General features: G+C 66.8%; 18 protein-coding genes. 9 read left to right on the top strand and 9 right to left on the bottom strand.

From position 1 onward, the window contains the following. Positions 1-727, top strand: a 727-nt coding sequence (locus ACLF3G_RS28555) for a chemotaxis protein CheB (RefSeq protein WP_430672774.1), incomplete at its 5' end; no start/stop codon positions are given. After that, positions 724-1548 (top strand): CheR family methyltransferase, encoded by an 825-nt coding sequence (locus tag ACLF3G_RS28550; protein WP_430672773.1) that lies wholly within the window; start codon positions 724-726, stop codon positions 1546-1548. The genes ACLF3G_RS28555 and ACLF3G_RS28550, both read left to right, overlap by 4 nt. Before the next feature lie 105 nt (positions 1549-1653). On the opposite strand, the gene ctrA is transcribed toward ACLF3G_RS28550, so the two are convergent. Beyond that, positions 1654-2388 carry a response regulator transcription factor CtrA gene (gene ctrA, locus ACLF3G_RS28545; protein ID WP_430672772.1) on the bottom strand — a complete coding sequence of 245 codons (735 nt, stop codon included), beginning with the start codon at positions 2386-2388 and terminating at the stop codon, positions 1654-1656. Between the two features lie 136 nt (positions 2389-2524). Between ctrA and ACLF3G_RS28540 the strand changes: the two genes are divergently transcribed. Both ACLF3G_RS28540 and ACLF3G_RS28535 read left to right on the top strand, forming a co-directional pair. Next, positions 2525-3853, top strand: coding sequence for a FliI/YscN family ATPase (locus tag ACLF3G_RS28540; protein ID WP_430672771.1), 1329 nt, complete (start codon positions 2525-2527; stop codon positions 3851-3853). A 22-nt stretch (positions 3854-3875) separates the two neighbouring features. After that, positions 3876-4250, top strand: a complete 375-nt coding sequence (locus ACLF3G_RS28535; RefSeq protein ID WP_430672770.1) for a hypothetical protein — start codon at positions 3876-3878, stop codon at positions 4248-4250. On the opposite strand, the gene hppD is transcribed toward ACLF3G_RS28535, so the two are convergent. Further along, positions 4231-5415, bottom strand: coding sequence for a 4-hydroxyphenylpyruvate dioxygenase (hppD, locus tag ACLF3G_RS28530; RefSeq protein ID WP_430672769.1), 1185 nt, complete (start codon positions 5413-5415; stop codon positions 4231-4233). The two genes, ACLF3G_RS28535 and hppD, sit on opposite strands and share 20 nt — an antisense overlap. A gap of 45 nt (positions 5416-5460) precedes the next feature. On the opposite strand from hppD, the gene ACLF3G_RS28525 reads away from it, so the two are divergent. Beyond that, on the top strand, positions 5461-5934 hold the full coding sequence (locus ACLF3G_RS28525; RefSeq protein ID WP_430672768.1) for an Lrp/AsnC family transcriptional regulator: 474 nt from the start codon (positions 5461-5463) through the stop codon (positions 5932-5934). Here ACLF3G_RS28525 and ACLF3G_RS28520 read toward each other — a convergent pair. After that, the gene (locus tag ACLF3G_RS28520; RefSeq protein ID WP_430672767.1) at positions 5897-7156 is read right to left on the bottom strand and encodes a TIGR03862 family flavoprotein; all 1260 of its coding nucleotides are present in this window, start codon (positions 7154-7156) and stop codon (positions 5897-5899) included. The two genes, ACLF3G_RS28525 and ACLF3G_RS28520, sit on opposite strands and share 38 nt — an antisense overlap. Positions 7157-7316: 160 nt before the next feature. Here ACLF3G_RS28520 and ACLF3G_RS28515 point away from each other — a divergent pair, with 160 nt between their 5' ends. Next, entirely contained in the window at positions 7317-9701 is a 2385-nt protein-coding gene (locus tag ACLF3G_RS28515; protein WP_430672766.1) for a xanthine dehydrogenase family protein molybdopterin-binding subunit, read from the top strand. Positions 9702-9705: 4 nt separating this feature from the next. Here ACLF3G_RS28515 and ACLF3G_RS28510 read toward each other — a convergent pair whose 3' ends face one another. From ACLF3G_RS28510 to ACLF3G_RS28500, 3 genes are read right to left on the bottom strand one after another with little or no spacing between them, the layout of a single operon-like run. After that, on the bottom strand, positions 9706-12675 hold the full coding sequence (locus ACLF3G_RS28510; protein WP_430672765.1) for an ATP-binding cassette domain-containing protein: 2970 nt from the start codon (positions 12673-12675) through the stop codon (positions 9706-9708). 2 nt (positions 12676-12677) lie between these two features. Continuing rightward, positions 12678-14807: an NHLP family bacteriocin export ABC transporter peptidase/permease/ATPase subunit gene (locus tag ACLF3G_RS28505; RefSeq protein WP_430672764.1), complete on the bottom strand. Its 2130-nt coding sequence runs from the start codon at positions 14805-14807 to the stop codon at positions 12678-12680. A gap of 50 nt (positions 14808-14857) precedes the next feature. After that, positions 14858-16150, bottom strand: a complete 1293-nt coding sequence (locus tag ACLF3G_RS28500) for an NHLP bacteriocin system secretion protein (RefSeq protein ID WP_430672763.1) — start codon at positions 16148-16150, stop codon at positions 14858-14860. Between the two features lie 179 nt (positions 16151-16329). Here ACLF3G_RS28500 and ACLF3G_RS28495 point away from each other — a divergent pair, with 179 nt between their 5' ends. Further along, the gene (locus ACLF3G_RS28495) at positions 16330-17379 is read left to right on the top strand and encodes a calcium-binding protein (protein ID WP_430672762.1); all 1050 of its coding nucleotides are present in this window, start codon (positions 16330-16332) and stop codon (positions 17377-17379) included. A 15-nt stretch (positions 17380-17394) separates the two neighbouring features. Here ACLF3G_RS28495 and ACLF3G_RS28490 read toward each other — a convergent pair whose 3' ends face one another. The 3 genes from ACLF3G_RS28490 to pdxA are packed head-to-tail and all read right to left on the bottom strand — an operon-like array spanning position 17395 to position 20615. Further along, positions 17395-18855, bottom strand: a complete 1461-nt coding sequence (locus ACLF3G_RS28490; RefSeq protein ID WP_430672761.1) for a dipeptidase — start codon at positions 18853-18855, stop codon at positions 17395-17397. A gap of 39 nt (positions 18856-18894) precedes the next feature. Continuing rightward, positions 18895-19632: a pyridoxine 5'-phosphate synthase gene (locus tag ACLF3G_RS28485; RefSeq protein ID WP_430672760.1), complete on the bottom strand. Its 738-nt coding sequence runs from the start codon at positions 19630-19632 to the stop codon at positions 18895-18897. Continuing rightward, on the bottom strand, positions 19629-20615 hold the full coding sequence (pdxA, locus tag ACLF3G_RS28480) for a 4-hydroxythreonine-4-phosphate dehydrogenase PdxA (RefSeq protein ID WP_430672759.1): 987 nt from the start codon (positions 20613-20615) through the stop codon (positions 19629-19631). The genes ACLF3G_RS28485 and pdxA overlap by 4 nt, the downstream gene beginning before the upstream one ends. Positions 20616-20668: 53 nt before the next feature. Between pdxA and ACLF3G_RS28475 the strand changes: the two genes are divergently transcribed. Continuing rightward, positions 20669-21544, top strand: coding sequence for a sulfite exporter TauE/SafE family protein (locus ACLF3G_RS28475; RefSeq protein ID WP_430672758.1), 876 nt, complete (start codon positions 20669-20671; stop codon positions 21542-21544). A gap of 79 nt (positions 21545-21623) precedes the next feature. Beyond that, positions 21624-22466, top strand: an 843-nt coding sequence (locus ACLF3G_RS28470) for a calcium-binding protein (RefSeq protein WP_430672757.1), incomplete at its 3' end; no start/stop codon positions are given.

Below are 22466 nucleotides of genomic sequence, written 5' to 3'. Positions count from 1 at the left end.
GGCGGCTGCAGGCGGCATGAGTGGCGGCCAGTTCCAAGCTGAACTGGTGGCGAAGGTGAAAGGCTGGGCGCGCATGCGGCGCCCTTCACCGCGGCCGGCCCTGCCTCGTGCGGCGGCGGGATGGCTTGGCACGACCATGCCAAGGCCCAGGGCAATCGCGATCGGGTCCTCGACCGGTGGGCCACAAGCACTTGCAGCCCTTGTCGCGCGGCTCGATCGGCCGCTTGGTGCGCCTGTCATCATCGTTCAACACATGCCAGTGGGCTTCACCACCCTGCTTGCCGATCACCTGAACCGGATAGGGACGCTGCCGTGCTGCGAGGTGGGGGAGGGCCAGAGTCTTTTGCCTGGACGCCTGTATCTCGCGCCTGGCGACCGGCACCTGATCGTCCGAGAAGTGGCTGGCGGCCTGGTCGCGCATCTTGGCGATGGTGCCCCTGAGAATTTCTGCAGACCGGCGGTTGATCCGCTGCTTCGCAGTCTGGTCGCGACCTGCCAGGGACGGCTGCTGGTGGCCATACTGACCGGCATGGGGAGTGACGGTCTCGCGGGGTGCCGAGCCGTGAGCACAGCAGGCGGGGTCGTGCTGGCACAGGACGAGGCCAGTTCGGTTGTCTGGGGTATGCCCGGAGCGGTCGCCCGAGCTGGCTTGGCGACCGCGATCCTCACCGTTGACGACATAGCGGCCCGTATCGTCGCGGCCTGCGCAGATGGAAGACGGACATGACCAACGATGACTTCGCCGAGATTGCCGGCGTCGTGCGCCGACGGTCTGGGATCGTACTGACCAGCGATAAGGCCTACCTGCTGGAAACGCGGCTCGGCCCCGTTCTAACGAAGTTCGGCCTCGTGTCGCTCGCGGCCCTCGGTCAACGACTACGGCATCAGACGGAGGAGGCGCTTGAGCGGTCCGTGGTGGAGGCGCTGACGACCCACGAATCCTCGTTTTTCCGGGACGGCAAGCCCTTCGATCATCTTGCTCGTAGCCTGCCTAGACTTCTAGCGAGCCGCACTCCGGGTAAGCCGCTGCGGATCTGGTCGGCAGCCTGCTCTACGGGGCAGGAGCCCTACTCGATCGCGATGCTGGTCGCCGATGCGGTGACGGGTCGTCCGGACAGCCGAGTCGAGATCCTGGCGACCGATATCTCCGCGGAAATTTTGCAGAAAGCGCGCCAAGGAATATTCACCCAGTTCGAAGTTCAGCGCGGCCTGCCGATACGGTCTCTTGTCAAGTATTTCCGGCAGGATGGAACCAAGTGGAAGATATTGCCAGCAATTGCCAGCATGGTGCGTTTTGAAGAGAGGAACCTGCTCAAGGAATTTTCCGGAGTTGGCCAGTTCGAGGCCATATTTTGCCGAAATGTCCTGATCTACTTCGACGCAGCAACCAAAGGACACGTGTTGGAGGCGCTGGCGCGGCGGTTATCTCCCAGTGGGGTGCTATATCTTGGCGGTGCGGAGACGGTCCTGGGATTGACCGACAAGTTGGTGCCGGTTCCGGGGGAGCGCGGTGCCTATGCTGTCGCAGCACAGCGCGCTGCAGCCTAGATCGGCTTGATGATTGGCCATTCGACGGAAGCTTGCCAAATTCCAGTACGGCTCGCTTCCTGTCGATGTTCCAATGAGGTTACTGGCGGCGCGCAGGTGCCAGGCTCAGGCGGCGGCGTTGGCTGGACCGCCCCGGCCGTCGGAACCCGGGCCGACGCGGAGCCCTCCGTTTGGTTCACGGAGCACGTAGCCACGTCCCCATACGGTTCCAATCAGCTCGGCGGCGCCGGCACTTGCGAGCTTCTTGCGTAGCTTGCAAATGAACACGTCGATGATCTTGACCTCGGGCTCATCCATCCCGCCGTAGAGATGGTTCAGAAAAGCCTCCTTGGTCAGCACGATCCCCTTGCGAAGGGTCAGGAGCTCCAGGACCGCATACTCCTTTCCCGTAAGGTGTACGGCTCGCCCATCGACCAGAACCTCGCGCGAACCCAGGTTCAGCGTCAGTGGCCCGACGGACAGGGTGGGCTGGCTGAATCCCTTGGCGCGCCGGACTATCGCTTGAATGCGCGCGACCAGCTCCTGCTGGTCGAAGGGCTTCGTGATGTAGTCGTCGGCGCCCATCCCGAAGCCCCGCACCTTCGCCTGCGGCCGGGTCAGACCGGACAGGATCAGGACGGGAGTCTCCAGCCTGGCCGCGCGCAGCCGCCTGACGACTTCATACCCTTCCATATCGGGTAGCATCAGGTCGAGGACGACAATGTCGTAGTCGTAGAGGCGCGCCAGTTCGAGCGCCTCCTCGCCTGTATCGGCCGTGTCGACGATCATGGTCGCCGCCTTCAGCGCGAGCGCAACACCTCGCGCCACAATTGTGTCGTCTTCAACCAAAAGGACGCGCATGGGGGGCCTCCGCACACCTGATGCGTGTGACGATACCACCTGGACGCGAACTGTGAAGAGGTTATTCATTGAAAAAATGCATCCTTGCCCGCAGCAATCTGTTTAAGTGGAATTTCATTTTTTTCGGGATTAGTCTGTGCGAGCTTGGCGCTTAGCTGCTTTCTCATTGAGAACGATTCCCCGCTTCCGACGGCAGGGTCGCGTCAGCAGCGCGGACATGCTGAGCGTCCGGGTCAGTGGTTTCCGGCCGCCCTGTGCCATCGGGGATCGTCTCCATGTTGCGGCGGCCCATGACGCCGGGGTTCTGGCAGAGATCGTCTCGGTCAGCCGATCCGAAGCCCGCGCCGTGATGTTCGGCGAAACCGACCGCGTTGCGGAGGGAACCGGAGCCTGCCTTGATGACCGGGCCGGTCTTCTCATCGGGCCTGGCTGGCGGGGGCGGGTGCTTGATCCTCTCGGCCGCCCGATCGACGGCCTGGGTGGCCTCACGGATGTCCTGGAGTTGAGGCAAATCCGGGCAGCCGCACCTCCGGCGGCGACGCGCCAGCGCCTTGGTCCGCCGATCAGCCTCGGCGTTCGTGTCCTTGATGCATTCTGCACCGTGCGAGAGGGGCAGCGCCTCGGCCTGTTCGCGGCATCGGGCATCGGAAAATCCACACTGCTTGCAACACTCGCGCGCGCTGCTGGCTTCGACACCATCGTGCTCGGACTCGTCGGTGAACGCGGCCGCGAACTGCGTGAATTCCTCGAGGATGACCTGGGCCCGGTAGGCCTGGCGCGAAGCGTGGTGATTTGCGCGACCTCGGACGCGCCGGCGGCCCTGCGGCGCGAAGCCGCCTATACGAGCGTTGCGACTGCGGAGTTCTTCCGCGACCAGGGTCAGCGCGTTCTCCTGTTGCTCGATTCTGTAACCCGGTTCGCGCTGGCCTGCCGCGAGATCGGCCTCGCGGCCGGCGAGCCACCTGCGACCCGCGGTTTCCCGCCGAGCATCTTCCGCGAATTGCCGGCGCTGCTTGAGCGTGCCGGGCCTGGCGGTCCGGGTGCCGGCAGCATCACCGCGCTGCTGACGGTGCTCGTCGAGGGCGACGATCACGATGAACCTATTGCCGATGCGGTCCGCGGCATTCTCGACGGGCATGTCGTGTTGGACCGGCGCATCGCCGAGGGCGGTCGCTATCCCGCCGTGGACGTACTACGCAGCCTCTCGAGGTCGGTGCCCGGCTGTCTCACTGCCGAACAGGCGCATCTTGCAGGCCAGGCGCGCAAGGCGCTGGCGCTGCGTGACGAAATGGCGGCACTCGTGCGGCTTGGCGCCTACCGAGTGGGTACCGATGCGGACACCGACCGGGCCCTACGCCAAGCGCCGCGGGTCGAAGCCGTGATGCATCAGGCACGAGGCGAGGTCTCGACCCTCGAACAAGCCTTCGAGCAGTTGCGGGAGGCCCTCCTCAATGCGCCGCATTAGTCCGTTAGACGTCATGCGACTTATGCTGCGGGTCGAGATGGACCAGGCGCGCGACCTGCTTGGGCGGGCGCGGCGGGCCGAGTCCCAGGCGGAGGCCGCTCAAGCCGCAGCCTTGGCGGCCTTTACGGCGGAGAGAGGAGATGCCTCCGCCAGCGACTTCGCACGCTGGCTGCCCGCGGCGCGGCGGCAGTCGGCAGATGCGGTCCATTCGAAAGCCGCGGCCCGCGCCCAGCTCCTGCCGGCTCTGGAGTCCGTCGCTAAAGCCGAAATCGCCGGACAGGTCCTGGCTGCGGAAGTTGCCACTCAAAACCTTCTGAGGCGCAGGACGCGCCTGGCGAAGGAGCAGCGGCTCATCGAGGAACTGCGGCCCCGGGTAGTCAATGATCCGGCGTCGTGAGCACGCCGCGGCGGATCTGGTCCAACTCGATGCTCTCGAACAACGCCTTGAAGTTTCCTTCGCCGAAACCCTGGTCTCCCTGGCGCTGGATCAACTCGAAGAAGATTGGACCGATCACATTCTCGGTGAAGATCTGCAGCAGCCTGCCACCTTCGGGAGTCGGCGCGCCATCCATGAGGATGCGGTTGCGGCTAAGTCTCTCCAGGTCGATGCCACCGCCCGGCAGGCGCTGAGGCAGCAATTCGTAGTAGGTTTCGGGTGTGTCCAGGAACGCTACGGCGCCCTGCCGCATGGCCTCCACGCTTGCGTGGATGTCGCTGGTCCCAAGTGCGACGTGCTGAATTCCCTCGCCGTGATAGGCGCGCAGGAACTCCTCGATCTGGCTCCGGTCGTCGGAGCTTTCGTTGATCGGGATGCGTATTTGGCCGCAGGGGGAGGTCAGCGCGCGTGACTTCAGGCCGGTGAGCTTGCCTTCAATGTCGAAGTACCGGATCTCGCGAAAGTTGAAGAGGTCTGCGTAGAACTGCCACCAGACATCCATGCGGCCCCGATGCACGTTGTGCGTCAGATGATCAATGACCGTCAAACCGCTGCCTGCCGGCTTGGCATCGGTCTCGCCGATCCAGGTGAAGTCCACGTCGTAGATGGTACCGCGGGGCCCGTAGCGATCGACGAAATACAGAAGCGAGCCGCCGATGCCCTCGATCGCTGGAATGTTCAACTCCATGGGTCCGACCTTCCCGGTCACGGCCTTGGCGCCCAGCGACAGGGCTCGGCGATAGGCCTGGGCTGCGTCCGCCACCCGGAAGGCCATGGCGCAAGCGCAGGGGCCGTGCACCTTGGCGAAGGCCTGCGCGAAGCTTTCGGGCTCTGCGTTGATCAGGAAGTTCACGTCACCCTGCCGCCAAAGCGTGACCGACTTCGACCGATGGCGCGCCACCGCCATGAAGCCCATGCGGCGGAACAGATCCTCGAGGTAGGGAATGTCGGGGCCGGTGAACTCGACGAACTCGAAGCCGTCCGTGCCCATCGGGTTGGCTTGGGAGATGCGGCCCGCAAGGGCCGTGCGATCTGGCGGAATATCCATGAGCGTTCCTTCGCTACCTGAGCTGCGATTGTGGAGGCTAGGGCATCGCCGGGAACGAATTTCGCCGAATTTGGCCACGAAATCTGCCTAGGCTACGCAGTTCGACCACAGCGGAGCCTTCGCATGGCCAAATCCACCATTAGCCTGGATGATATGGACCGACGCATCCTTCGGGTCCTGCAGCAGGATGGCCGCATCGCCGTCACGCTCCTGGCCGAGCAGGTGGGCCTTTCGGCGACACCATGCTTGCGGCGCATCCGACGGATGGAGGAAGCGGGTGTCATTGCCGGTTATGCCGCCGTGGTCGATCCGGCGCGGGTCGGCCTGCCCATCCAGGCCTTCGTACAGGTCGCCCTGTCATCCCATTCCGAAGACGTCGCGAGCGGCTTCCACAGGGCGCTGGCGTCACGGCCGGAGGTCGTGGCCGCCTACGCGATGAGCGGCGGGATGGACTACATGCTGCACGTCGTCGCCGCGGATTTCGAAACCTATGCGGACTTCGCCTTGAAGGCGCTGCTGCGGATGCCGGGGGTTAAGGAGACGCGCAGTTCCTTCGTCCTCATGGCGCTGAAGCCGCCCGGCGCGGTGCCGGTCTGACGCCGTGCTGTTCGCCGATCCATCTGAGTGCACCGTGGGCTGCGGCGACGCCGGTGCTGAAGCAGGCTTGCAGCAGGTACCCGCCAGTCGGTGCTTCCCAGTCCAGCATCTCGCCACAGGCAAAGACGCCAGGCCGTGCTTTCAGCATGAAGCGCGAGTCCAACTCCGACCAGTCGAGACCGCCCGCCGACGAGATCGCGCGTGCGAGTGGCGCCGGGGCCGTCACCCTGATCGGCAGGGCCTTGACCAGATGCGGGATCGACCCCCCGCTGCGACGCAGGGCTTCCTGGATCAGGCCGGCTGCGACCGGTGGCAGGGACAGGGCCTTGCGGAGCCCGTTGGACAGCGACTCTGCGCGCGGCCGCGCCGCCAACCGTGCTGCCACCTCCCGGTCCAGTAGATCGGGGCAGAGGTCCAGCAGGACCTCGACCGGACCGCGTGCGGCGATCGCCTCTCGGAGTTGGGCTGAAAGGGCATAGATTGCCTGGCCCTCAATGCCGCGGAGGGTCACCCGAGCCTCGCCTCTCACCCGGTTTCCCTCGAACTGAAGCGCGATGCGCTTCAATGGCGCGCCGTCGTGCCGCGACCGGAAATATTCTGACCATTCAACATGGAATCCCATGTTGCAGGGAGCCCAGGGGGCGACCCGCACCCCCGGCAGGGCCTGAGGCCACAGCCCGTCGGAGCCGAGTCGTGGCCAGGAGGCACCGCCGAGTGCCAAGATCGTGGCGCCTAGTTCAGGCTGCGCCGGCGCGTCGGCGAAGTGCGCGCCCCCGTCCTCCGCCCACCCCAGCCACCGGCTTCGCGGCTGGATGGCGACGCCCAGCGTGGAAAGGCGTTCCAGCCAGGCGCGCAGCAGAGGAGATGCTTTGAACGTCGTCGGGAAGATCCGGCCACTGCTGCCCTGGAACGTCTCGATGCCAAGCCCCTGGCACCAAGCCATGAGCGCGGCAGGCGGGAACGCCCGCACCGCATCGAGCAGCAGCGGCGCGGCTGGGCGGTACCGCGCCAGAAACATGTCCAGCGGTTCGGAATGCGTCAGGTTAAGGCCGCCACGCCCTGCCATGAGGAACTTGCGACCGACCGAAGGCATCTGGTCATGCACCGTGACCGGAATGCCGGCCTGCGCCAGGATTTCCGCCGCGATCAGCCCCGCCGGACCTGCGCCGACAATATCGACGCCACTCGTGGCTTGGCTGGTGGAGGGCTGGGTATCGCTCATGCTCCGCCTTCTGCGGCGGATCGATGTGGATGGCCAGAGGCGCCTCATTTGCGCGTGCGGCAGCCCGGAGCGACAATCCTGCATGCTCGGGCAATGGCGTCGCCTCTTACCAGGCTCGCGTCGCTGCCCAGGTTGATCGAGTCAAGCCGCGAGGATCTCCATGCCCGACACCAACATGCTGGATACGACCCGCCTTAAATTCGGCATCGGCCAACCCGTCCCGCGCGCAGAAGACCCCGTTCTGCTGACGGGGCAGGGGCGGTACACGGACGACATCACGCTGCCCGGCCAGGTCTGGTGCGTCATGGTGCGCAGTCCCTACGCGCATGGCGTCATCCGCGGCATCGGGATCGAGGCGGCGCTTGCCATGCCGGGTGTCCTGGGCGTGTGGACCGGCGCGGACCTGGTGGCGGCGGGCTACGGTCCGATGAAGTGCGGAATGCCGCTGAAGAACCGGGACGGATCGCCACTGCGCACCACGCTCCGCCACCCGCTTGCGACCGACAAGGTGCGCTTCGTTGGTGATCCGGTGGCCTTCGTCGTGGCCGAGACGCGCGCCGAGGCCAAGGATGCGGCCGAGGCGGTCGAACTCGACATCGACATGCTCCCGGCAGTCACCGAGGCTTCCGCCGCGGCGGCGGCTGACGGAGCGCAACTCTATGAGGAGATTCCCGGCAACCTCGTGCTGGATTTCCACCAGGGCGACAGCGCCAAGGTCGAGGCAGCTTTTGCAAGCGCGGCCCACGTCACCAGGCTGTCCATCCGCAACAACCGCATCGTTGTCTGCGCTATGGAACCGCGCAGTGCCATCGGCAGCTTCGAGGACGGGCGGCATGTGCTGCGCCTGGGCTGCCAAGGTGTCTTCGGCCTGCGCGCACAGATGGCGAACGAGATCCTGAAGGTGCCGACGGAGCAGGTGCGGATCCTCACCGGCAATGTCGGCGGCAGCTTCGGCATGAAGGCCAACGCCTACCCCGAATACGCCTGCCTGCTGCACGCCGCGAAGCAGCTGGGCCGGCCGGTGAAGTGGACGGATGAGCGGACCGGCAGCTTCATGTCGGACCAGCACGGCCGCGACCATGAGGTGGCGGCGGAACTGGCGCTTGATGCGGAAGGCCGCTTCCTCGCGGTCAGGTTGACATCCTTCGCCAACATGGGCGCCTACCTGTCTACTGTCGCGCCGCTGATGGGCACGGGCAATTTCTGGAAGAACGTCCAGTCCAACTACGCCACACCGCTGATCGAGGTCTCGACCCGCTGCCTGCTGACCAACACCTCCCCGGTCTCAGCCTATCGCGGCGCTGGGCGGCCGGAGGGCAACTACTTCATGGAGCGCCTGATCGAGGCGGCGGCGCGGGAGATGGGGATCGACGCGCTGGACCTGCGCCGTCGCAACCATATCCGCCCGGACCAGTTCCCCTACGCCGCGGCATCCGGCAGCACCTATGATGGCGGTGACTTCACCGCGTTGCTGGATCGAACGCTGGAGGCAGCCGATGTGGCGGGCTTCGCGACGCGCAAGGCAGCCAGCGCCGAGCGGGGCCTGCTACGCGGCCTGGGCATTGGAAACTTCCTCGAATGCACGGCGCCGCCGACCAAGGAGCAGGGCGGGATCCGATTTGAGAAGGACGGCACCGTGACGATCATCACCGGCACCCTGGACTACGGGCAGGGCCACTGGAGCGCCTTCGCGCAGGTGCTGCACCAGTCCATCGGCATCCCCTTCCACCAGATCAGACTGCTCCAGGGCGATTCCGATGAGCTGGTGGCGGGTGGCGGGACCGGCGGCTCCAAGTCCTTGATGGCCTCCGGCGCCGCGATCGTCGAAGCCGCCGAGCTTGTGGTGGAAAAGGGGCGCGCAGCGGCGGCCTGGGCGTTGGAGGCGGCGGCAGGCGACATCGAGTTCGAGGCGCATGCGGAGGTTGGCGAAGGTCGCTTCCTGATCGCCGGCACCGACCGCGGCATCGGCATCATGGAACTGGCCGCCAGGCTGCGGGCAGCGCCGTCGCTACCGGAGGGCGTGCCGGCGACGCTGGATGTCACCCATGTCTTCGACCAGGCGCCGCAGGCCTATCCCAATGGATGCCACGTCGCCGAGGTTGAGATCGACCCGGAGACCGGCATCGTGCGGGTCGACCGCTACATGTCGGTAAACGATTTCGGTGTCATCGTGAATCCGCTTCTGGTCGCCGGCCAGGCGCATGGCGGGATCGCGCAGGGCGTCGGTCAGGCATTGCTGGAAAGCGTCGCCTTCGGCGAGGACGGACAGCTCCAGACCGGCAGCTACCTCGACTACGCGCTGCCGCGGGCTGGCGACATGCCGCCGATCGGCTTCGTCAGCCATCCTGTGCCGGCGACCACGAACCCGTTGGGGGCAAAGGGATGCGGCGAGGCGGGTTGCGCCGGCTCCCTTCCGGCGGTGATGAACGCCGTGGTCGATGCACTGTCGCCACTGGGCATCCGGCACATCGACATGCCGGCGACGCCGGAGCGGGTCTGGCAGGCCATCCAGTCTTCCCCTGGCGCCGCCCGTACGGCGGCCTGACGCTCTAAGGCGAGGGCGGCTCCGCCTTCGGTTCCGATGCGGCACGGGAGGAGGCCTGCCAGCGGGCCTCCTCCGAATATTGCCGGGCAAAGAAGCCGCCGCGGCGCTGAAGCAGCTGCTCGAAGGTTCCGCTCTCGGCGATCTTCCCCTCGTTGAGCACCAGGATCCGGTCGGCGTTGCGGATGGTCGAAAGGCGATGTGCAATGACGATGCGTGTTGACGGCAGGTTGCGGACGGCCCGCATGGTCGCGCGCTGGGTCAGGTTGTCCAACGCGCTGGTGGCTTCGTCCAGGATTAGGATGGCCGGCTTCTGCACCAGGGCACGTGCCAGCAGCAGGCGCTGGACCTGGCCGCCAGACAGCACCCGGTTGGCATCCGTCAGCATGGTTTCCAGCCCCATCGGCATGGCCCGCACATCCTCGGCCAGCGCGGCCTGTTCCAGGGCCTGCCAAAGCTCCGCCTCGGTCGCGGATGACAGGCCGCGCACCGCATCCCGCAGGCTGCCTGGCGGGACCCGGCCAGATTGCAGCACGGTGGCGACCTGCTGGCGCACCACAGCAAGGTCCAGGCCGCGAATGTCCTGGCCATCCATGTAGATGGCGCCGGCGCTAGGCTCCTCCATGCCCAGAAGCAGGCGCACCAGCGTCGATTTGCCAGCGCCGGACCGGCCAACAATGGCAATGTACTCACCCGGGTCGACGTTCAGGGACAGTCCGGCGAAGACCCAGGGCTCGGCCGGGCCGTAGCGAAAGGACAGGTTGGACAGGGCCAAGCCGCCGGACAGCCGGCCGGGATCGACCTTGCCGGTATCGACCTCCGGCAAGGCGTCCAGCAGGGGCTGGGCGAATTTGCGGGTCGGCATGAGAAACCACAGCGCGAACAGCGTCTTCGCCAATTGTGCACCCGACGCGACCATCAGCCCATAGGCTGCGATGAAGGTCATGACGGTGGCGAGGCTGGGCGGCGGTCGCCCCGGCTCCACCCGCTGCATCATCGCGATGACGAGGAATGCCGCCGCGGTCGACAGGATCGCGAAGCCGGCGGCGAAGGCATCGTAGGCGTTGCCGATCTGGCGGGCCGCCGTCATGCGGCGACGCATTTCTGCAAAGCGGCCGGCCCAGACCGTCTGCGCGCGCCGCTCCCCGCCCGACAGCCGCAGCTTGACCAGCCCGGCGACGATCTGGAAAACCATCGCATCCGCCATGCCGGACAGGGCTTCACCGGTGGCAAAGGCGCGAGCCTGAAGCCAGCCCGCCAGGTTGGCCGCGCCGAGTTGCAGGACCAGCATTCCAAAGGCGACCGCCGCAGCGAGCGGCTGCGAGAGCAGCATCAGAATGCCCGCGGATAGGATGGTGGCGAGTGCGCTGATGATAATGAAGCTGAAGGCACGCAGCTGCGCGGCCAGCGAAATCGCGGATTGGGCACGGCCTGCGGTCTCGCCGACCGTCTGGCGGTTCAACGTCGTCATCGGCAGGCGCATGACCCGGTCCCAGATCGCAGCATGCAGCGCCGGGCCGGCCTGTGCCTCGATCCGCTGCCGGGCAATGTCGCTGCCCAGCTTCACCACCCACGCAACGCCCGCGACCAGGACCAGGGCGGCGCCGAGTTGGGCCAGTTCGGACAGGTGGCCGCCTGGAACCAGCAGGGAGAAGGCGATGCCCGTGCCAAGTGGCACGGCCTGCCCGAGCGCCGCGCCGATGAGCATGGTCACGAAGATCGCGGTCACATCGGCACTGCTGCCGCGCATGCCGCTGCCGACCAAGTCCAGCAGGCCGAGGGCCTTGCGTGGCAGGGGGATCAGCGGGACGCGTGCATCGCGGCCGATCTGCTGCGCCAGCCCGGGATCAAGCGCCACACCATCTGGTCGGGCGGCGGTGTACAGGTGATAGCCCTGGCCCTTGTGCAGCAGACCAACCGTTTCACCGCTGGCGAGCCTGCCGAACAGGGGGCCGTGATCGTCCTGCCACCAACCCTCGGGCAGATGCGCCGGCCGCAGCCGAAGGCCTGAGGCTCGCGCCAGTTCCTCCAGGGTGGGAAGGGCGTCGATATCGGCGCGGCGGACCCGGATTGGCCGTTTCGGACGGATGCCGAGATGGCTGCAGACCACCCGGAACACCGGCATCAAGGGATCAGTATCGCTGTCTACCTGGGATCTGGCCGGGTTACCCAGGATGGCCGCGAAGGCGGAGCCTTGTTCGGCGTCAGCCTCATCGTCCCGCTCGGCGCGCAGCCGAAGCCGGTTGAGCTCGTCCGCGGCGTCGAGTGCCAGCGCCGAGGACAATGCGCCCAGTGCGGCGGTGTTGAAGGCCTGCAGCCCGAGCTGCCAGTCTTCCCGCGTCACCGCATCGACCGCCTGAAGCGGCTCGATGGTGCCGCCGCTGCCGGTCAGCCAGGCTTCGGGCGGCAAGGGTATCACGCCCTGAACCGGCTCCAGCCCGAACAGCAGCCAGGTTCCGGAGGGCAGGCGCAGCCAGACCGCTGCACCGCGCGCGGCGATGGTGGCGCCGGGCGTTGCGTGTATGGCCCCGGTGGTCCCGGAGACGGCGATATCGGCTCGGGGCCGGGGCGACATCGGCCTCGCGAGTCCCTCGGCCAAGGCGCGGCACCAGCCGCCGGCCGCAAGAGCCAGGCGCGGCGCCGATTCAGCCGATGCCGCCAAGCTGCCCTGGTCAAGCGGCTGAAGTACCGTCTCCGGCGAGCCGACCGCGATGAGGGTTGCGCCGGTGTCGTCCGTACCGAACCCGCAGAGCAGGCTGCCAGAGGTCAGCGTGCCGATGTAGCGGCGAGGGCCTTCGGTGGCTGGCGGTCGCCCGGGGCGGGTCGCGAACAGCGTCACGGATCCGGCGAGGACAAGCCATCGCAGTCCGGGATCATCCAACCACAAGGGCGCATGGGACGGCAGCGCCAGAGTCGCGACGGGCGGCTCCGGCGCGCCCGGCTGTGGCAGGGAATACGCCGGCAGGTTGTCCGGCATGGTCAGCCGCTCGCGAGCATGGTGCGGAACACGCCAGGGACCCGTGCGAGTTCGTCGGGGTGGCCCTGCTGGACGATGCGGCCGCGGTCCATGACGATGACCTCGTCACACTCCCGAACCAGGGCCAGCCGGTGGGCGATGATGATCATTGTGCAGCCGCGCCGTCGCAGGTTGCGCATCAGCGCCGCTTCGGAACGGTTATCGAGCGACGCCGTCGCCTCGTCCAGCACCAGGATCGAAGGGTCGGTCGCGATGGCACGGGCGATCTCGATGCGGGCCCGCTGGCCACCGGACCAGTTCCTGCCCTCCTCCGAAACCACGCCCGCATAGCCGCCGCGCCGCGCCAGGATTTCATCGTGAATGATGGCGTCCTGCGCGCACTCGACAAGGCGTTCGTCCGCCAGGGTCAGGTCCCATAGCGCGATGTTGTCGCGGATCGTGCCGTCGAACAGGTATCCCTGCTGGTCGACTACCGCGACTTCCCGCCGCAACTCGTTCCTCGGGATGCTGTCGAGCAGCCTGCCGTCGATGCGGATTTCGCCTGACCACGGGCGATAAAGACCTGCGATCAGCAGCGCCAACGTGGATTTTCCCGAACCTGACCCGCCGACGATCCCAAGCCGCCGGCCCGGCTCCAGCCGCAGGGAGACGCCGTCGAGCAGTGGCGCCTCCAGCCGGCTGTGCCCGAAGACCAGGCTCCGCAGTTCGATGTGGCCGGCGAACCGTGCCGCGGCGGCTTTTGCTGGCGCCGCGGCGAATTCGGCGGCAAGCGGATGGTGCATGGTGTCTTCGAGCAGGGTCAGGTTGGCCTTGGCGTCCTGCAACTGGGTGGCGACGGCGATGAGTTGCGCGACGGGCCCCATGAAGCCCATCGCCAGGGCCTGGAAGGCGACGAGCTGCCCCACCGTCATCGCGCCGTTCATGATCTGGCGGCCGCCAAGGACCAGGACGGCCGATGCGGCCAGGATGGCGATGAAGGCCGGCAGGCCCTCCAACATGGCGCGCCGCAGGGCCAGGCGCTGCGTGATGTTGGCAACTCCCGCCCTCGTCCCGGCCAGCTGTGCCAGGAGCAGGGATTCGCTGCCGGATGACCGATAGGTCTCGATCATCTGCAGCCCCTGCTTCGCCAAGCCGTCGGAGCGGAGCGTGCGGGACAGCAGGCGCTGGTTGTCATCGCTGAGCGACCGGCTGAGCCACGCGAGCGCCGCCAGATTCACGGCCGATGCAAGGACCACGATGAGGGTCAGCGCCACGTCATACAGAAGCATGGCCGCGGCATAGGCGGAGGCGGTGACCAGCCCGAGCAGACCTCTGCCGACATCGCCGGAGGCGAGGCGAGCGATGCGATCGTTCAGCATGACGCGTCCGGTGACGTCGCCCGGATGGCGTTGTGCGAAGAAGGCAACCGGCAACTGCGTCAGGCGCTCCAGGAACGCCGCAGACCCGGAAACCGAAAGTCGTGTCTCCAGCCGCAGCAGCAGGTCGAGCTGCAACCAGGTGATGACGGCCATTGCCGCGGCCGCGCCCGCCATGCCGTACAGCAGCGGCTGCAGCCAGCTGTCGAACCGGGCCACCAGCACGTCATCGACGAAGACCTGCGAGAAGGCCGGCACCAGCAGAGCCGGAACCATCAGCAGTACGCTGAGACCAACGAGGAAACCGAAGCTGGCCTCGTTGCCACGGAGCCGTCGCAGGATTCCAGACATCGCGCGCGGCTGCGTCCCCCCCTTCTGGAAGTCGGGACCGGGCTCAAGGGTGAGGGCGACGCCGGTAAAGCTGCGGTCGAGCTCCTGGATCGTGATGCGGCGGGGGCCGCTTGCAGGGTCGTTGATGTGCGCGTGACGCGGTCCGATCGCCTCGATCACCACGAAATGGTTCATGCCCCAATGCGCGATCAGGGGCATTTTCATCTCGGCCAGATGTCCCGGCTCCAGGCGGAAGGCCTGTACCATCATGCCGAACTGGCGCGCTGCGGCGGCGATGTGGCTGGCGCGGCTGCCGTCGCGGGAAACGCCGCAGGCCACCCGCAATTCCTCAAGCGCACACCAGCGGCCGTAGTGGCCGAGGATGATGCCAAGCGCCACGGCACCGCATTCCACAGCCTCCATCTGGAGAAGCGTGGGCGTCCTCACGCTCTGGGTGGTGCGGGTCCGCCTCGGCGATGGCTTCAAGCCCGGATCCTTCAAGGACTGGCAGCCTCCGCGGTGCTGGTCAGCCAGCCACGCAGCGCCGGGAAGGCCAGGCCAATGAGCCGCACGGATCGGACCGTGAACTCCGCCTCGGCGAGGGTCCCGGATTCGATGGCAAAGTCGGGCCCGCCGCCGGTGGACCAGCGCAGGCCACTGCGTGCTGCCGCATCTCGGTCCAGGGCGACCTCGACTTCGAAGGGGGTGCCGAGGTCGGTGGTGAAGCTGCGCACCAGCTGGTCGTTCTGCAGCGTGCGCAGCAGGCCAGCGGAAGACGCCGGAACATGGGCGACGCGGATGATGCGGCCGTGGACGAAGCCGTGCTCCTCCCGCCGCGTGGAGGACGGGGAGACTTCCACGCGCAAGCCCTCCGCCAGCCGCTTGCCGTCCTGCGCGGTGACATAGAGGATGGCGACAGGCCCGCCGGGGCCGGACGCCGGATCACGCTCGATGGTCAGCAACGGCGTACCGCGCTGCACCACCTGTCCCTCATTCACCTTCGCCTCCACCACGATCCCGGAATACGGCGCGAGGACGGCGCCAAGGCGTAGCAGTCGGTCGCGCAGCGCCTGTGCCTGGCGGCCGGTTTCGTCCGCCCGGCGCTCAGCCTCCATTGTCTCGCGCTCGCGCTGGGTACGCTTCAGCGCCTGGTCGAGGACCAGCTGCTCGCGCTCATTGCGCGCGGCGGCAATCTGCTCGCGCACCTGGAACACCTCGACGCGGGCGAACAGCGCGCGGTCGCGGTTCACCAGGTTCTGGCGCGACAGTCCCTGCAACACGTCCTCGCGCTGCATCATCATGCCGAGCCGCTCCTCGAGCAGGCGCAGGTTCTGCGTCAGCGCCGCGTCACGGGCGATGCGGAAGGCATCCGCGGCGGCTTCCTCGCGCCGGTGGAAATCCAGCAACTCCCGCCGATGGCGGGCGGCATCGGTGGCCTGGCCCTCCGCCAGCGCCAGTTGCAGCCGAACCTCCGATTGATCGACCCGTGCCACCGGCATGCCGGCTTCGACCCGGCTGCCGGGACGGGCGGCGAGGGATTCGATGCGGCCGTCCGTATCGGCGACGATGTCGACCACTCCGCCTGGCGGCAACAGGATGCCGCGCCCGGACACCTTGACAGGAACGTCGACGAGCGAAGCCCAGACCAGCCCGACCAGGGCCAGTCCAAGCAGCCCGCCGCCGACACCCCAGGTCCAAGGCCGCATGACACGCAGGGCTTCATCATACCGGTCCGGTGCCGCCGCTTCAGCTACGGCCTCTCGGCGGAAGAGAGCGGGCGGCGTTGGCATGGATGGATCTCCGGGCGGCATCTCAATACTAAGCATCTCGCCCGGGGTGGATGAGGATTCCCATTGGAATGGACTGATTCGCTGATAGATAAAACCTAGCGTAGAACTTTCAATCCCATGTTGTCGAGCCGAACCCTCCTCGTTAGGTTTGCCTGAGACGCAGTCGGGAGAACAAAACGATGTCCAGCCAGGGTCCGCAGGAAATCAGGAAAGAGACGCTTGATGGTGTCGTTGGCGGGTTCAGGGAGCAGTCCGGAGGTTCCGGCAACGACACCCTGGTGGGCGGGGACGGCAGCGACAAGCTGATGGGCTCGAACAACTGGGCGCCGGGTTCGGACGGCAACTGGCAGCCCGTGGGCAGCGGCAGCGACAACCTCAGCGGTGGCGGCGGGACCGACGAACTGCATGGCGGCGACGGAGACGACCTGCTGCGGGGCGGCGCCGGGCACGGCGACAAGGTGTTCGGCGGTGACGGCCACGACGTTCTGTTCTGGCGGACCGGCGATGGCAACGACGAACTGCACGGCGGCCCGGGTGCCGATACCGTAGTGGTCGAAGGCGCATCCGTGCAGCAGGTGCTGAATGGCCTGCAGGTCAATGGCATCGGCTACACGCTCGTCGAGAACCGCATCGTGTTCAATGGCCCGACGGACGGCCAGATCACCCTGAACGGCGAGACCGTCCGCTTCTTCGGAATCGAGCAACTCACCATGCCGGATGGCCATTCCGCGCAGCCGCCCCCGCCCCCTCCGCCGGCGCCCACGGGCGGCGACGTTGTTACCGGCACGGCGGGTGCTGACAACCTGGCGGGTTCCAATACCTGGGGTGCAGGTAGCGACGGATCCTGGCAGCCCCAGGGCAGCGGCAACGACTCGTTCCTGGCGGGTGCCGGCAATGACCAGGCACATGGCGGCGACGGCGACGACACCTTCCGCATGGGCACGGGCGACGACAAGGCGTTCGGCGGCGACGGCAACGATACCTTCGTCTGGAGCGCGGGCGACGGCAATGACGAGTTCCACGGCGGCCCAGGCCACGACTCAGTCGTCGTCGAGGGTACGCCCTTCAGCAGCCTAACCTCGCATAGCATTGCCATGTACGAGGGCGGGTCCTACCGGTTCGAGGGGAACTCGATCGTCTTCAACGGACCGTCGAACGGCCAGATCACCCTGAACGGTCAGGTCGTGAAGTTCTTCGGGATGGAGCGGATCAACTTCACCAACGCCTGATCACCGTCTTGCCAGTCAGCGCGCGGCCCTGAGGGCCGCGCGCCAGACGCGAAGAAAATTGCCCGACCACAGCAGCGCCAATTCCCGGGGCCCGTAGCCGCGCCGAAGCAGTTCTGCACTGACGGCACCGGTCATCGACGCGTCTTCCCATCCGGGAACGCCGCCGCCGCCATCGAAGTCGGAGGAAAGCCCTACATGGTCGATGCCGATCCGGCGAACGGCGTAGTCGACATGGTCCACATAGTCGGCGAGCGTCGCCGCCGAAGTGCCGTTGGGATGTGGCGCGCGCAGGAACCCGCCGACGGCGGTGATCTGGATCAGGCCGCCCACATCCCGAAGCGCGTCGAGTTGGGCATCATCCAGGTTGCGAGGATGGTCGCGCAGGCTGCGGCAGCAGGCATGGGTGGCGACGATCGGCGTGCGCGACAACTCGGCCGCCTGCAGCATGGCGCTGCGAGCGACATGCGAGACATCCACGATGAGGCCGACGCGGTTCATTTCCTGGATCGCGGCGCGTCCCAATGCCGAAAGGCCACCGTGCAGGATTTCCGAATCGCCAAGGTCCCGACGCGGTCGTGCCGCGTCCGATAGCGCATTGTGCCCATCATGCGTCACCGTCAGGTAGATGGCGCCAAGGCGGCGCCAAAGAGCGAGACGACCGAGATCCTCGCCCATGGCGTAGCCATTCTCGACCCCAAGCAGGATGGCAAGGTCACCGGCGGCGGTGCAGGATTCAAGCTGGTCGGGCGTCGTACAGACGCGCCGGCGCAGCGGAGCATCGCCTTCCGTAGCGGCGATGGCCCTCAGCATCGCTTCCGCGCGCACGCCGGCTTTTGCATGGCCCTCCGCGGTCAGCGGCCCCTGCGGCACGAAGGCAATGAAGACAACACTCTTTAATCCGCCAGCCTGCATTTTTGGAAAGTCGACGCGCCGCGTCGTGGCCCCGGCCGGATCGGGTGTGTCTGGCCACGGGATGTCGACATGGGTGTCGAGCGTCAAGGTCGCCGCGTGAATGGCGGCATGGCGTTCAGTCTCACCGGTTGGGTCGGCCTGGATAACGTTCATGCCCTGGACGCTGGCCGGACGATGCGCCTTCGTCAACTGCCAAGCCTCGCTGGTCAGGCGAGGATGTGCAGCAGCGCGATGACGCAGCCGATGATGCAGATCGGCGACAGTAGCGCCAGAACCGACCTTACCGGATAAGGTTCTCCCACAGCCCAGGTTGACCCCGGCGCACGCTCCGGAATCGCGATAGTCGCTGGATAGGTCAGTACGCGGCGGCGCCGCGCCGGCGCCGGCGGAAACGGGATCACGTTCGCAGAGCGCCTCGGTGCCCGAATGGCCGGGATCACCTCTGGCTGGCCGAGGGACCAGATGGGGATGGTCTGGCGAGCTCTCGCTGTGGCTTGTACCGGAATTGCCTGATGCTCCCTTAAGCCCGCCCTGGTCGACCAGCTTTCGGATTGCACTGAGCAAGGTCCGTGCCTTGCCGAATGCAACAGTTGCATAATGGCATCAGCCCTGCGGACTTCGCGCTGCGTCGATCAGGCTTCGCATCCGGCGCACCGCGGATGGCAGGCCCTCGAAGATGCTCTGGCTGATCAGGAAGTGCCCGATCGACACCTCCGAAACCTCGGGGAGGGCGGCAATTCCGGCGATGCAGTCAAAGTCCAGACCGTGTCCCGCATGGCAGAGCATACCAGCCGCCTCGACCGCCTTGGCACCTGCCGCCAGCCGGGCGAGGTGAGCAGGGCGGTCGGACGGCTTGGCATCGGCATAGCCGCCGGTATGCAGTTCGACGCAGCGTGCCCCGATCCGGGCCGCGGCCTCGATCTGCGCCGGGTCCGCTTCAACGAAGATCGAGGTCCGGATGCCGCCGTCGTTCAGCCGCCGGACCATATCCGCGAGGTCGTGACCGCCTTTCACCACATCCAGCCCACCCTCGGTGGTCAGCTCCTGCCGCTTCTCCGGCACCAGGCAGACTGCCTCCGGCAGCACACGCAGAGCGATCGCGACCATCTCCGATGTCGCAGCCATTTCCAGGTTCAGCTTCGTAGGGACCTCCGCCTTCATGCGGTCGACATCGCGATCCCGGATGTGGCGCCGATCCTCCCGCAGGTGGATCGTGATCCCCTCGGCGCCAGCGGCCAGGCAGAGATGTGCCGCGGCGATGGGGTCCGGAAAGCTACCGCCTCTCGCATTTCGCAACGTCGCCACGTGATCGACATTGATAGACAGCAGGATGGGTATCACGCGGATGCTCCCCTTGAGCGGGCGGTGGCGATTTCGGCGGCCATCCGAATGGCCGCAACGAGGCTGCCAGGATCGGCCTGGTTCCGACCGGCGATGTCCAGCGCCGTCCCGTGGTCCGGGCTGGTGCGCACGATGCGGAGGCCCAGGGTCACGTTGACGCCGCCATCCATGTCGAGGGTCTTCACCGGGATCAGCGCCTGATCGTGATACATGCAGAGCGCGCAGTCATAACCGGCCCGGGCGCGAGGGGTGAATAATGTGTCCGCTGGAAGCGGACCCCAGGCATCGATCCCCGCGGCGCGAAGCGCGGCGACGGCGGGAGCCACGATCTCGATATCCTCCCGGCCCATGGTCCCCGCCTCCCCGGCATGCGGGTTGAGCCCGGCAACGACGATCCGCGGTGCCGCGATCCCAAAATCGCCGCTGAGAGCATCGGCTAGAATCCGGCCATGCTCGACGATCAGCGCCGTATCGAGCGTACGGACCGCCTCGCGCAGGGCCATGTGCACGGTTACCGGTACGACGCGGAGGCCGGGGCAGGCGAGCAACATGACCGGCGGCCGGTCGCCGCCTGCCAGCTCGCCAAGGAATTCCGTATGACCCGGATGCTGGAAGCCGGCCGCGGTCAGGACGGATTTCTGGATCGGGTTGGTGACGATGCCGCTGGCCTGGCCCGACAACGCGAGTTGCACTGCCGTCTCAATGGAGTGGATGACGGACGGAGCATTGGCCGGGTCGGGTTGCCCGGGTCGCGCGCGCACCGGCAGCTTGATCGGAAGAACGGGCAATGCCTCGCGAAAATGCCGGCCCGCCTCGTTCGGCGCGGCGATGATTTTGATTGGGATATCCTGCAGGAGATCGGGGTCGCCGACGAAAAAGAAAGATGGACCAGCCGCGCGGATAGCGCGCCAGGCCTTTGCGGCGATCTCGCCGCCAATGCCCGAGGGTTCACCCATCGTCACGGCAAGAGAATCGGTTGTCATGAGCAGGGGCGTAGATCGGATTTCGCGCCGCCGCCAGCCGCGGCTCCGGCAGCTTGACCTGGCGCAAGGTTCGCGCTCCCCGGAAGCGCTACAGGTCGGTGATGCTTGCGAATTGCCTTCATGATCTGACGGCGTTGGGACCTGGCGGGCTCGGCCCTCTCCTGCTCGCCATGCTGGTTGCCGGACTCGCCGGAGGCGCGACGCACTGTGCCGGCATGTGCGCACCCTTCGTTCTCGCCCAGGTAACCGCCAACGCCGTACAGAATGGCAGTGGTACCCTGGCGCGCCTTTCCGGCGCGGGGCTCATCCCCTACCACCTCGGCAGGATGCTCGGCTATTCGGCGTTGGGCGCGGTCGGGGGGGGCGGGATCGGTGCGCTCAGCCAGTTGCCGGGCTTCCGGCAACTGCTCGGGATGATGCTGCTTCTCGCCGCCTTCCTGATGGTCCGACAGGCGCTCAACAAGCTTCCCTACCCATGGCGCCTCCGATTCCAGGCAATTGCCACTGCCATGACCGGCCGGGAGGGTCACGCAAGCGGCCGGTATCTGGTCGGCGTGTGGAACCGGCTCCGACGCGCTGGCCCGTGGGCCTCGCCGGCGCAGCCCGGTGTCCTGATGCGAAGCGTTTCACGGCTGCTTGCGAAGCCGACCGGCTGGAACGGAGTCGGCCTGGGATTCCTCCTGTCGGGACTTCCCTGCGGCCTCCTGTACGCAGCTCTGGCGGCTTCCGCGGCGACCGGCAGCGCCCTGGCGGGCGCCATGAGCATGCTGGCCTTCACGGTAGGTACCATTCCCTCGCTGTTCGGTGTCGCCCTGCTGGGTCGGTTCTTCCTTCGCGGCAGCGGCAACACCCTCCGGATCGCTGGCGCCGCGCTGTTCCTGGTGAACGGTGGGGTGCTGATGGCCATGGCCGCTCGCCTGCTCGGTTGATTCGGACATCCCACAGCACGCGTTGACGTGATTTCAACCTGCTTGGCCTCCTGCTGTCTCGACCAGGAGGGGCTTTGGAATGTCTGTCTCGATCGGCGGCACCGTCCCCGACGTGATCCAGGAGAATTCGCGGCCTGGCGAGTGGGTCGCCTACCTCACATTCCCCGCCGAGGTCACATCGGCCGCACTGGCTGGTCCGGACGCTGGACGCTTCGCTTCCACCTTCAGCCCCAGTCGCCGGTTGATGACCATCACGACCCACCAGCAATTCGACGCGGAGCAGTTTGCGCCCGGGAGGATCTTTAGCCTCGGTCTTACCGTCGAGATCGCCTCGGTCTGGACGGCGCTGCCGGGCAATCATGCGGTCGCACTTCTCGATGTGGACGACACGCCACCGCAGGACCTGCGCTTCTTTTCCGGCGGCGTGGTGCTGGCGACGGATGTCGCCGCCCCGATCGGCAGTCTGATCGCCGATGACCCGGATACGAACGGTCCTCTCGCATACCGTGTGGCCTGGCCAGACGCCGCCTTCTTCGAGATCGTCGGGTCGGACCTTCGCCTGCGGCAGGGAGTTGATCTTGTTGGCCTTGGCGGAACGGTGCGGGAGGTGCTGATCGAAGTCTCGGATGGACGCAACACCTCCGCCTTTCTCCTCCCCGTCACCGTTCTGCAGCCCGGCCCGCTCCCGGCTTTTGCCGTCATGGACGGCACCTTCGTTGACGACCGCCTGGAAGGTATTGAGGCAGCCGACGCAATCTTCGCGCATACGGGGGACGACGAGATCCTCGGCAGGGGTGGTGCTGACAGCCTGCACGGAGGCGAAGGGGCAGATGTCCTGTACGGGGGTGAAGGCGCTGACACCCTGCACGGCGACAACGGCCCCGATCGGCTGGATGGAGAAGCGGGCGACGACAGGCTGTTC

Source organism: Falsiroseomonas sp. HC035 (genome assembly GCF_050563525.1).
Classification (GTDB): Bacteria; Pseudomonadota; Alphaproteobacteria; order Acetobacterales; family Acetobacteraceae; genus Falsiroseomonas.
This window is presented reverse-complemented; position numbering and strand designations above follow the sequence as displayed.